6 protein-coding genes are annotated in these 12,438 nt (G+C 66.9%); 5 read left to right on the top strand and 1 reads right to left on the bottom strand.

Annotation, left to right across the window (positions count from 1 at the left end):
• Positions 1 to 388: 388 nt before the first annotated feature.
• On the bottom strand, positions 389 to 6,235 hold the full coding sequence (mnxG, locus tag CCOS191_RS12780) for a manganese-oxidizing multicopper oxidase MnxG (protein WP_046855523.1): 5,847 nt from the start codon (positions 6,233 to 6,235) through the stop codon (positions 389 to 391).
• A 698-nt stretch (positions 6,236 to 6,933) separates the two neighbouring features.
• On the opposite strand from mnxG, the gene CCOS191_RS12775 reads away from it, so the two are divergent.
• The 5 genes from CCOS191_RS12775 to CCOS191_RS12755 all read left to right on the top strand — a co-directional run bounded on the left by CCOS191_RS12775 (position 6,934) and on the right by CCOS191_RS12755 (position 12,350).
• Positions 6,934 to 7,995, top strand: coding sequence for a 3-deoxy-7-phosphoheptulonate synthase (locus tag CCOS191_RS12775; protein WP_046855522.1), 1,062 nt, complete (start codon positions 6,934 to 6,936; stop codon positions 7,993 to 7,995).
• A 79-nt stretch (positions 7,996 to 8,074) separates the two neighbouring features.
• Positions 8,075 to 8,356: a peptidylprolyl isomerase gene (locus CCOS191_RS12770; RefSeq protein ID WP_046855521.1), complete on the top strand. Its 282-nt coding sequence runs from the start codon at positions 8,075 to 8,077 to the stop codon at positions 8,354 to 8,356.
• 81 nt (positions 8,357 to 8,437) lie between these two features.
• Positions 8,438 to 10,279 (top strand): extracellular solute-binding protein, encoded by a 1,842-nt coding sequence (locus tag CCOS191_RS12765; RefSeq protein WP_082120516.1) that lies wholly within the window; start codon positions 8,438 to 8,440, stop codon positions 10,277 to 10,279.
• Positions 10,276 to 11,334 carry a microcin C ABC transporter permease YejB gene (locus tag CCOS191_RS12760; protein WP_038706175.1) on the top strand — a complete coding sequence of 353 codons (1,059 nt, stop codon included), beginning with the start codon at positions 10,276 to 10,278 and terminating at the stop codon, positions 11,332 to 11,334. Before CCOS191_RS12765 ends, CCOS191_RS12760 begins: the two co-directional genes overlap by 4 nt.
• Positions 11,334 to 12,350: an ABC transporter permease gene (locus CCOS191_RS12755; protein WP_046855520.1), complete on the top strand. Its 1,017-nt coding sequence runs from the start codon at positions 11,334 to 11,336 to the stop codon at positions 12,348 to 12,350. Before CCOS191_RS12760 ends, CCOS191_RS12755 begins: the two co-directional genes overlap by 1 nt.
• Positions 12,351 to 12,438: the final 88 nt, after the last annotated feature.

The raw sequence follows: 12,438 nt of genomic DNA, 5'->3' as shown, positions 1-12,438 counted from the left end.
GGAAATCAGGGGCCAGGCGCGGCGCGGGCGCGCGCAGCAGTGAGGCGCACAGCGTGCGACCGGGGGATGGCGCACGTGGAGGGACATGTGGCGAACACGGGCGCATGGCCCGTCATATCGACGATTCCAGACTGCGTGACCAATTGAAACCTCACCATCCTTATGGGGGCATGCAAGGGCCACGAGCGTTGAGCCTGGGTGGTCCCTTCGGCTGCGGTACCGATGACCTGTGGGCCGTCGGCTTTCCAGTTGCGCCGGGCTCCTGGCCCCGGGCGCTGGCAGATGATAACCATGAGGGTCCACAGCTAGGCAACAAAAACAGAAAGTTTAATGCTTGTGTGTTTACCTGGCGGCCTTCCTACTTCCCGGTCAGGCCGCCAGGCCCCCTTCACTGCGCAGGCGCCACCGTCGGCGGTGGCTCGTTGGTCACCCGCAGGATCCCCCACAGCCCCGAGGCATTGCCGTACGCCGCATAGTCGCGGAACAGGTAGTCCCCCGGCACGGCGTTGGCGCCCCCGGCACTGGGCAGCATGAAGCTGAAGTGCGCCGCCGGCAGCACGCTTTCCTGCGCGCCCACATACATCGCCATCGGGTTGTAGCCGTAGCGCACCGAGCCGATGCCCGGCAGGCCCATGGGGTAGCCGTTCACGTCGTTCTTCTCGGGCTGGTAGTTGTGCAGCGGCCACAGGTGCCCATCGAGCTGGTAGGTGATGCCGCGGCTACCACCGCTGGGCATCAGTACGTGGCTGCGCGCCGGCTGGCCGGGCTTGGCCCAGAGCACCGGGGTCTGCGGATCGCCGCCGACCAGGGCATTGCTGTAGGCCATGTGGGCATTGGGCACATCGGCGAAGCCAAAGCCATCGGCATGGCCGAACGGCGCGTCCGGCGCCAGGCCGAAGCGTAGCCACAGCGGTTCGGTCTTGTAGTTCATCGCCATGTTGCCGTTGTCCTTCGGATCGCCGGGCACGCCGTTGCCCTCGGTGGCGATGCCCTCCACCGGCCGGCCATCGGCCCAGCGCATGTTCAGCGAGCGCTGCCACACGGTGACGAAGTCGCGGTAGTCGGGCTGGCCGCTGACCTTCACCGTGGCCTGGGCGCGGCTGGCGGTGTCCTCTGTCCAGGTCGCGCTCTGCGGCAGCACGCTCATGGCGCCCACCAGGCCTTTCTGCGGCTGCTTGATGACATCCGCCGGGGTCAGGTTGAGGCCGCCGAACTCGATGGCCGTGGTGTTGATGTTGTCCACGGTACGGCCCAGTTGCAGCACCGGCTTGCCTTCACGCTCCAGGTGCCCGGCGTAGTACTGGTACACCCGGTTCGGGTAGGCGCCGCTGCTGCCGGTGCGCGGCGGCACGGTCTGCACCGGGTTGAGGCCAACGTTGACGCCGTCCGACTTGGTGATGTCGTATGCCAGCAGCTGCGCATGCAGGCCGACGTGGCTGGACGGGCGCATCAGGTTGTTGTTGAACGCCGTGGAACCCTCGCCGCCGGCGCGGTCGCGCTTGACCACGTTCTGCATCACCGCGCTGCTGGGCAGGTCGGGCATCATCAGCGGCAGGCGGTTCTCCAGGGTGATGCTGATGCAGTCGCCGGCGTTGGCGCGCAGCACCAGCGGCTCGACCGGCACGCCGGCCTTGAGCTTGCCGGTGCTCGCGTCGAGGTCGGCCTTGCGCACGTAGAGCACCGCGGTCGGGTCATGCAGCGGCGAACTGTGCCCGCCCACGGTGAAGGTCGCGCCATCCTCCTCGTCGGTGACCGTGGCCATGGGGATATCGACCTTGCGGCTGTTGAACACCAGGGTGCCGCCATTGGCCTTGAGCGCGCCACCGACGTGCTGGCCGATGCCGGCCGGGTCATTGATGCTGACCCCGTAGCGGTTCTCGAGAATGTCGTTGGCCAGGGCCGCGACGATCTCGTAGCTGCGCTTGACCGTCGGCCGCGTGCCGATGCCATTGGCGTTGGCCGTGGTCTTCGGACAGATGCCGTCGAAATTGACGGTATTGCGCATGGCCACCGGCTGCGGATTGTTCGGCAGGGCGAACAGGTCGGCGCGTTGCGCGGTGTAGTTGCGCATGATGCCCCAGATGCCGTTCCAGTAGCCTTCCAGCGCCGCGTCCAGCGAGTACAGGTAGTCGCCGTTGGTGGCGGCGGAGCTGGAAATCATCGACACCGGCGCCATGAAGCCGAGCTGCTCGGAGATGCCCACCATCTGCGACGACTTCCACCCCGAGTTGGAGCTGTTGCCGAAGCCTGAGCCGTTCTGCAGCCATTTCACGCCGTGCAGGGTGACGTTGTGTTCCTCCTCATGACCACCGGCATGCATGCGCAGGCGCACGTTGTCACCGGAATAGGTGCGCAGCAGCGGTGTGAACGGGTCACCCGGCTCGCTGCCCTTGTTGACGTGCGGCGGGAACAGCGTGGTGCCGCCGGTGGGGCCGGTGGCCTGGGTGATCGCCGAAGGCGCCAGGTTCATCGCCGGGATGGCGCGGTCGGTGCGGCTCTGCATGGCGTAGGCCAGGTCGCCGCCGAGGCCGTCGGCCTGCATGCCACGCTTGCCGTCCGGGCCGACCTTGTTCGGGTCGAATACGCGCAGGGCCAGCGGTTCGTTGCGGTAGTTGACGACGAACATACCGGGGTCATCCACCGAGATCGCCTGCGGGCATGGCCGGGTCGGGCAGCCCGGGCTCAGCCCGCCACGGGATTCGACCACCGACTCGAGCAGCGTCGAGGCTTTTTGCCGCACGGGCGGGTTGATGGCGTAGCGGAAGCTGTCGGCGGTGGCCGGATAGGCCTGGCCGTCCGGCACGCCGTTGGGGCCGGCGCCGACATACACGCCGGCTTCATAGGCATGCTGGAAGTCGCTGTACTCGAGGAAGAACTCGCGGTAGCTGTCGTTCTTGCCATCGCCGTCGTGGTCGCCGGTCTGGATCACCGCCTGCCACGAGGTCGGGCCGCCATCCTGGCGGGTCGCCGGGTTGTACAGCTGTTCGCCAGTCTCGGCGTGGTACCAGGTAGAGCCTGCGGGCTCGGCCAGCACAGTGGCGTACAGCCCGAGCTGCTGGTGGGTCGATGGGCCGAGGTGGTCATGGGTGAAGATGGTGCCCAGGCCACGGTCGACGTTGTGCACGTTCACCAGCGGGTCGGCAAACCAGCGTTGCATGGCGCTGCGCGCGCCGAGCCAGTCGGCCCGGCCGAAGCGTCCGAAGTACGGATGCTGCTTGGCTTTCGGGCAGGCGGCGGTGCCGTCGCGGGTATCGCCTTCGGTGCAGTTGTTGAAGCTGCGAATGGCATGCACGCGCTCGACCACGCTGCCGGGCGAGAGGATGCCGTCCTCGTAGTTCCAGCCGTTGGCCGAGCCATCGGCGGCGGTCAGGTCCCATTTGGGCAGGTGGATATGCTGGCCGATCACGTCGGTCGGGGTGCGTACCTGGTAGTCGTCCATCTCGTAGAACGACGGGATCAGGTTGGTGTGCACGTACTGGGTGCAGTCGAAGGTGTTCATGCGCATCACCAAGGGCTCTGGTGGGCGCTGCTTGGTGATCACCGGCCAGGCGTCTTCCCACAGGGCGAGGATGCGCGCCTGCGGGAAGTGGTAGCCGACCTTGTTGTACACCGCGTCGAACTGGATGTTCGCCGCCTTGTACATACGCGGCCGGTCGGCGGTGAAGGTGGACGAACCGCGGAAACTCATGCCGGTGAGGTTTTCGCCGCTGAAGAACTCGCCGACGCCCGAAGACTGGGTCAGGCGCTTGCCACGGTCGTCCATGCACGGCTCATAGTACGGCGCGCCCGCCGTCGGCAAGGCGCCGTTGGTGCGGAAGGCCTTGGCCACCGGCGCGCCGCCGGGGATCAGGGCGAAGCTTTGGTGCTCGGCCTTGGCGTGGAACTGCATGGCCGCCTGTTCGACCTCGGTGCCCTCTTCGGGCAGGTAAATCGGCTTGGCCTTGTGCACCACCTTGGAGAAGTCCAGCTTGGTGGTGGTGGTCACGGCGTCGCCACCGGCAGACACGCCGTCGAGGGTGTGCCGGCCAAGGCCGCCGTCCCAACCGTCGACCTGGTTGGGGTCGAGGTTGGCCCACAGCGCCTTGCCGCTGTCCTTGAGCTGCCGGGCCAGGGCCGGGTCGAGCATGTCCAGCGGCGGGGTCGGCGGACGCTGGCCGACGCTGCTTTCCATGCCGCCGATCCAGAACGGGTAGCCGGGGTTTTTCAGGCTGCCGTCAGCGTTGCGGTTGGTCTCGCTGCGATCGACCAACGCGAGGGAGCCAACCGCACGCGGCGTGGCGGGCTCGTCGGGGTGATCGTCGCCCTCCTCTTCTTCGTCATCGCCATGTTCGGCGACCAGGGTCTCGGCCAGCTTGGGCACCACCGTGACCTTGCCCGGCATCGGCGCCATGGCCTTGCCCGGCAACGGCACGATGGCCGGGATCGGCGTGCCGGCGATGATCTCGCCGTCGGGCAGCGCCCGGGCACCCGGGGCGGGTTTGCCATTGCGCAGGGCGAACGGCGTGGTGTGGAAGCCGTTCTCGCCCTCGCCGCTGACCGCCAGGCGCGTGCCCGGCTCGAACACATCATGTACCCGCCACATGGCCCACATGCCCTGGGCGAAGTGCGGATAGAAATGGCAATGGTAGATGGCGTCGCCGGCGACCCGGTTGCGGTTGCCGGAGCCGCCGTTGGCGATTTCGTATGTGTAGCCCACGCCCGGGCCGATGCCTTGGGCGTCGATATAGTCGGAGTTGTCATCGTTGGGGTTGAACAGCCACTGGTGCCCGTGCAGGTGGAAGATGTGCTGCTCGTGGCCATTGTGGGTGTTGCGGAACTTGGTGAAGTCACCGATGTAGCTATGGTGCACGTTGGCCGGTTCCGCCGGGTACAGGGCCATGGTCGCCTTGACCCCGGTGGCGCTGGCCGGCGGCGTTTCGCCCGGGCGGATGTTCTCCAGCCCGACGTTGGCCGGGATATCCACCAGGGTGCCGATATCACCGACAGTGTGGGCACTGAGGAAGAATTCCTCGTAGGCGCACGACAGGCAGTCGTGCATCGGCCCCACGCCGAGACGGTTGGCCACCACCTCGGCGCCCATGCCGCCGGAGCCGTAGTTGATCATGAACGAGTCGCGGGTCGGCTCCAGCACGTGGCCCATGACCGGGTCGGCCCAGTAACCGGGGAAGGCCTGGGTGGCGGCGACCTCGTCGGCGAACTGCGAGGCGAAGTCGCGGAAGGCTTCCAGGCGATTGGGCAGCGCCGGGTTGCGCTTGCCGACGCTTTCCAGCGGATAGGTGCTGGCAGGGAAGCTGCCGTCGGGGTTGGGCCCCATGACGATGGCGTCGGTCTCGCTGCTCTGGATCTCGTGGCCGTCGACCATGGCAATGATCGGCTTGCCGGCCTTGCCCTCGGCGATCCACGGCTCGACGTTGGGGTAGCGTGCCTGGTAGTCGATGACCGGCTGACCGGTGGCCGTGCGGCCGGTGGTGGCCAGGCGCATCTCTTCCTCGGTCAGGGTGTTGCGGTAGGTGCGCCCGGCCTTGGGCACCACCACCACCTGGCCGAACAGGCCGTTGGCGACGTTACCGCCGCCGCCCTGCCCGCCGAAGGTCGCACCCAGGCTGGTAACGGCGAAGGCGCCTTCGCGCTCGGCGTACAGGGTGTAGCTGCGGGTGCCGCCCGGGGCGACCAGGAAGTTGCCGTTGCGCCCGGTGTTGGCGGCGATGTCGCCGATGCTGTTGACCGCCTGCAGGCCATTGACCTGGAAACCCACATGGCGATCGGTGACCTGCTCGTCGGCGACGAAGTGCTCGTTGCCCTCGTTCTCAACCTCGGCGCCCTCTTCTTCCTCGCCTTCGACTTCGTTCTCGTCGTGATCGATGCCGTGCTTGTTGGGGTTGGCCTGGTAGGCCAGCAGGTTGCTCAGGTTGACTGTCAGGCAGTCCCCCGCCGCCACCCGCAGCACGATCGGCCGCGGACGCTTGTCCGGGCGCAGGGTGACCTTGCCCGGCACCGCCGCACCGCCCTTGCTCAGGGGCACACGGTGCTCGTCCACCACGTCCTGGCGCAGGGCGAACATCATGCCGTTGGCGTTCTGCGCGCCGAGGCGGTTGAACATCAGTGGCTGATCCAGCGCCACCACGTTGGCCACCAGCGTGCGCTGGCACTGCACGGCGGCCTCGCTGGAGACCTGCCAGCCCAGCAGGGCCAGCAGGAAGGTGGAAAGGACCGGGCCTTTGCGAGGGGTCGACATGGGGCACCTCCGGGGACACAGGGATACTGCGGGGAGGTGAGCAAGGCTTATGCCATGAATTTAGTCGTTGTTAATCAGATGCTTGCAAGATGGAGAAGGATGAACTGGGCGTTTTCCCCCTTAATTGGGGGGCCGTATGGGAGCACAGACTGAAGGGCTGAAGCCGGGTCAATCGCCTCGATAGCATTTAGTGATTGAACGCCAATGCAAAGGTGCAGTAAGCTCGGTCCCAATCACTGGAGAGCAACATGTCGAAACAAACCCGCAACCACGCCAACCACACCGGTCGCTCCGCGCACCGCGTGCTGGCCGTTGCCGGTCGTAACGCCGTTGCCAGCTTTTATTTTGGGTATTGGTTTAGCCACTAGGCGCCGATTACCCATCCGGCGCCCACCTTCGAGGGGCCGCCGAACATGAGAATACTCAAACCCCCGGTCGGCTCCCCGACCGGGGGTTTTGCTTTTCCGGGCCCACGAAACATACCGATTACCTTGAGGACAGCGTCATGAACCACACCACCTACTACCGCACCTATGCATGGCGATTTAGCCAGTTCCGTTCGGGCCAGCCTGCCGCCTCCGTTCGGTCGATTTCCGGTGGCAATGCCGCACAGACACCCCATTTGACGATCAGTCGAACACCTCGATAGGGCCGACCGCGCGGGCCAGAACCCGCCGTCCGCCCAGGGAAAAAACGCCATGCAAGCCTCGAATCTCGCCCTGCCCCTGACCCAGCCGCACGCTGCCAACACCACCGTCAGCCAGCGCCTGCCCAGCCCGCACCTGCTCAAACAGCAGATGCCGCTGTCCAGCGAACTCACCCAGCAAGTCCATGCCCAGCGCCAGGCGATCCGCGCCATTCTCGAAGGCCGCGACGAACGCCTGCTGGTGGTGGTCGGCCCCTGCTCGATCCATGACCCGCGCTCTGCCCTCGAGTACGCCGACCGCCTGGCCGCGCTCAGCCGCGAGGTCGACGACAAGCTGCTGCTGGTGATGCGCGCCTACGTGGAAAAACCGCGCACCACCGTGGGCTGGAAAGGCCTGGCCTACGATCCGCACCTCGACGGCAGCGATGACATGCACGCCGGTATCGCCCTGTCCCGTGGCCTGATGCTGGGCATGCTCGAACGCGGCCTGCCGATCGCCACCGAGCTGCTGCAGCCGATGGCCGCCGGCTACTTCGACGACCTGCTGGGCTGGGCCGCCATCGGCGCGCGCACCACCGAGTCGCAGATTCACCGCGAGATGGTCAGTGGACTGGAGCTGCCGGTCGGTTTCAAGAACGGTACCGACGGCGGTATCGGCATCGCCTGCGACGCCATGCGCAGCGCCGCCCACCCGCACCGTCACTTCGGCATGGACACGCAGGGGCATCCGGCGATCATCGAGACCCTGGGCAACCCCGACACCCACCTGGTGCTGCGCGGCGGGCACAAGGGCCCGAACTACGACGCCCAGAGCGTCGCCCTGGCGCGCCAGGGCCTGGCCAAGGCAGGTCTGGCGCCACGCATCATGGTCGACTGCAGCCACGCCAACAGCGGCAAGGACCCGGCGCGCCAGCCGGCGGTGTTCGAGGACGTGCTGGCCCAGCGCCTGGGCGGTGACCGCTCGCTGGTCGGGGTGATGCTCGAGGGCCACCTGTTCGACGGCTGCCAGGCCCTGGGCAAGGGCGCGCTGAAGTACGGCGTGTCGATTACCGACGGCTGCCTGGGCTGGGACGCCACCGAGGCGCTGCTATGCGACGCCGCCGCACGCCTGTGAGTCTCTGCGGCAAGCCTGGCGAGACAGGTCACGAACAAGTGCGCTAGGCTTGCCTTTTCGAACCCAAGGAGCAGTACCCATGGCCAAAGCCACCGCCCGCCACATCCTGGTTGCCAGCGAAGACAAGTGCAACGAACTCAAAGCGCAGATCGAAGGCGGCGCCGACTTCGCCGAAGTCGCCAAGGCCAACTCCACCTGCCCATCCAGCCGCCAGGGCGGCGACCTGGGCTCGTTCGGCCCGGGCCAGATGGTTCGCGAGTTCGATACCGTGGTCTTCAGCGCGCCGCTGAACGTCGTCCAGGGTCCGGTGAAGACCCAATTCGGCTACCACCTGCTGGAAGTGACCAGCCGCCAGGACTGATCCGGCATTGCCGTGCTCGTTCCTGTAGGAGCGAACGTTGTGGGGGCGGGCTTGCCCCGCTCCCACAAAAGCCGTTTCGACATGATCATGCGCTGTGTGGTTGCAAGTTGCGTGTGCCTGATCCTGCCGTTTTCACTACAGGCCGCCCCCACCCACGCCCTCACCGTCTACGGTGAAGCCCCCCGCTATCCCGCGAACTTCCACCACTTCGACTACGTCAACCCTGGCGCCCCCAAGGGCGGCAGCCTGCGCCGCTCGGCCATCGAGATCGGCCAGTTCGACCATATCCTGCCCTATATCGACAAAGGCATCGGCGTCAGCCAGGTAGACGGCTGGCTGTACGCGCCGCTGGCCATGCGTTCGCTCGACGAGCCCTACACCGTCTACGGCCTGATCGCCCAGCGCCTGGAGCGTGGCCCCGACGACGCCTGGTTGCGCTTCTACCTCGACCCGCGCGCCACCTTCGCCGACGGCAAGCCAGTGCGCGCCGAGGACGTACGCTTCAGCTACGGCCTGCTGATGAGCCAGGGCAGCCTCAAGTTCCGCACCCAGTTTGCCGATGTCGCCGAGGTCACCGTCGAAGGCCCACGCCAGGTGCGCTTCGACTTCAAGCAGCCCCATGGCCGCACCCTGCCGCTGGAGCTGGCCGGCCTGCCGGTGCTGCCCGAGCATGACTGGCACAAGCGCGACTTCGCCAACGGCGCCGGCTTCGACAAGCCCGTGGGCAGCGGCCCTTATCGCATCGGCAGGATCGACAACGGCCGCAGCATCACCTTCGAGCGCGATACGAACTGGTGGGCGCGGGACCTGCCGGTCGCCCGCGGGCTGTACAACTTCGCCCGCATTGGCGTCGAATTCTTCGGCGACACCGAAGTGGCCCGCCAGGTACTCAAGGGCGGTGGCTACGACTACAACCGCGAGTACTCCGCCACCGCCTACACCCTCGGCTACAACGGCGCGGCGCTGGATGACGGGCGCCTGCGCCGCGCCCACCTGGGCCCGGCCAAGCCGCAGATCGCCCAGGGCTTCGTGTTCAACCTGGACCAGCCGCAGTTCAAGGACCGCCGCGTGCGCCAGGCCCTGGCCATGCTCTGGGACTTCGAGTGGAGCAACCGGCAGATGATGCGCAACATGTACATCCGCCAACAGAGCCTGTACGCCAACACGCCACTGGCTGCCCGCGCCCTGCCCGACGCCGAAGAGCTCAAGCTGCTCGAGCCGCTGCGCGGCCAGGTGCCGGATGAAGTGTTCAGCCAGGTGTTCAGTGCACCGGTCACCGACGGCTCCGGCATCATCCGCCAGCAGCAGCTGCAGGCGCTGGCCTTGCTGCAGGACGCCGGCTGGCATCCCCAGGGCGATCGCCTGGTCAACGCCCAGGGCCAGCCGCTGAGCTTCACCTTCCTCAATGGCCAGTCGGGCCTGGAGCGCCTGCTGCTGCCGTGGAAGCGCAACCTGGCGCAGATCGGCGTGGAGCTGAACATCCGCAACGTCGACGCCGCCCAGTACGTCAACCGTGTGATGGCCCGCGACTACGACATGATCGTCACCGGCTACCCGGTGACCCTGTCGCCGGGCAGCGAGCAGTACAACTACTTCGGCTCTGCCGCAGCCAACGACCCCGGTTCGAACAACCTGATGGTGCTCAAGGACCCGGCGGTGGACCGCCTGCTCGACGGCCTGGTGCGCGCCAACAGCCAGGCCGACATGCTGCGCCACGCCCGCGCCCTGGACCGGGTGCTGCAATGGAACTACTACTGGATCCCCAACTACTACCCGCCTGGCAGCTCGACGGTGTGGTGGAACCGCTTCGGCCTGCCCAAGGTGCAGGCGGCCTATGACGAAGGCCTGGACACCTGGTGGGAAGTCAGCCCACGGGCACTGACCACCCAACAGATGGCCGAGCGCCTGGGGAAAGGGCCATGACCACCTACATCCTGCGCCGCCTGCTGCTGATCATCCCCACCCTGCTGGCGATCCTGCTGGTGAACTTCGCCATCGTCCAGGCCGCGCCCGGCGGGCCGGTGGAACAGGCCGTGGCGCGCCTGCAGGGTATCGGCGGCGGCGCGCCTGGTGCACGGGTCGAGGCGGTGCAAGGCGGGTCCCGCGCCACCCGTGGCCTGGACCCCAAGCTGATCGAGGAAATCAAGCGCCAGTACGGCTTCGACAAGTCCGCGCCCGAACGGCTATGGCTGATGCTCGGCCAATATGCGCGGCTGGACTTCGGCCAGAGCTTCTTCCGCGGTGCCAAGGTCACCGATTTGATCGTGCAGAAACTGCCGGTGACCCTGTCGCTTGGCTTCTGGGCCACGCTGATCACCTATCTGGTGTCGATTCCGCTGGGCATCCGCAAGGCGGTGCGTCATGGCAGCCGCTTCGATGCCTGGAGCAGCGCGCTGATCGTGATCGGCTACGCCCTGCCCTCGTTCCTGTTCGCCCTGCTGCTGATCGTACTGTTCGCTGGCGGCACCTCGCTCAACTGGTTCCCGGTGCGCGGCCTGGTCTCCGACGATTTCGACCAGCTCAGCCTGCTGGGCAAGGTCGCCGACTACTTCTGGCACCTGGTGCTGCCGGTCGGCGCCCTGGTGATCGGCGGCTTCGCCACCCTGACCCTGCTGACCAAGAACGCCTTCCTCGACGAGATCGCCCGCCAGTACGTGGTCACTGCCCGCGCCAAGGGCCTGAGCGAACGGCGCGTGTTATACGGCCATGTGCTGCGCAACGCCATGTTGCTGGTGGTCGCCGGACTGCCCCAGGCGCTGATCACGGTGTTTTTCGCCGGTTCCCTGCTGATCGAGGTGATCTTCTCCCTCGATGGCCTCGGGCGCATGAGCTACGAGGCGGCGGTGTCGCGGGACTACCCGGTGGTGTTTGGCACCCTGTTCATCTTTACCCTGGCCGGGCTGTTGATCCGCCTGCTGGGCGACCTGTGCTACACGGTGCTCGACCCGCGCATCGACTTCGACGCGAGGGGCCGCTGATGTTCTCGCCCATCGCCCGACGCCGGCTGCGCCGCTTTCGCGACAACCGCCGCGGCTGGATCTCGCTGTGGCTGTTCGCCGGGCTGTTGCTGCTGAGCCTGGGGGCGGAACTGGTGGCCAATGACAAGCCCTTGCTGCTCGGCTACCAGGGCGAGCTGTATACCCCGGCGCTCAAGCGTTACACCGAGCAGCAGTTCGGTGGGCAACTGCCGTTCCAGCCCGACTACCGCAGCCAGTATGTGCGTCAGCTGATCGAGGGCCAGGGCGGCTGGATGCTCTTCGCGCCGATCCCGTTCAGCGCCGACACGCCCAACTACGACCTGCAGGTGCCCACCCCCAGCCCGCCCAGCACGAGCAACTGGCTGGGTACCGACGACCAGGGCCGCGACGTGCTGGCGCGGGTGCTGTACGGCACGCGGGTCTCGCTGCTGTTCGCCTTCGCCCTGACCCTGCTCAGCGTGCTGATCGGCGTCACGGCCGGCGCCCTGCAGGGCTACCACGGCGGCTGGGTCGACCTGCTCGGCCAGCGTCTGCTGGAGGTGTGGTCGGGGTTGCCGGTGCTGTACCTGCTGATCATCCTGTCGGGGTTCGTCGAGCCGGATTTCTGGTGGTTGCTGGGGATCATGGCGCTGTTCTCCTGGCTGACCCTGGTGGATGTGGTGCGCGCCGAGTTCCTTCGTGGGCGCAACCTGGAATACGTCAAGGCCGCCCGCGCACTGGGGCTTACCGACACCCAGGTGATGCTGCGGCATATCCTGCCCAACGCCCTCAACGCGACCCTGACCTACGTGCCGTTCATGCTCACCGGGGCGATCACCACCCTGACCGCGCTGGACTTCCTCGGCTTCGGCATGCCCGCCGGCAGCGCCTCGCTGGGCGAGCTGGTGACCCAGGGCAAGCAGCACCTCGAGGCGCCGTGGCTGGGCTTCACCGCATTCTTTGCCCTGGCGCTGATCCTGTCGTTGCTGGTATTCATCGGCGATGCGCTGCGCGAGGCATTCGACCCGCGCCGGTGATCGCTTGTACCGGCCTCATCGCCGGCAAGCCGGCTCCCACAGGGTTCGCGCTATCTCTGTGGGAGCCGGCTTGCCGGCGATGAGGCCT

The organism is Pseudomonas sp. CCOS 191 (assembly GCF_001007005.1).
In the GTDB taxonomy this organism is placed as follows: domain Bacteria; phylum Pseudomonadota; class Gammaproteobacteria; order Pseudomonadales; family Pseudomonadaceae; genus Aquipseudomonas; species Aquipseudomonas soli.
The sequence above is the reverse complement of the archived record's forward strand: the minus strand, read 5'-3'. Positions and strand labels throughout refer to the sequence as shown.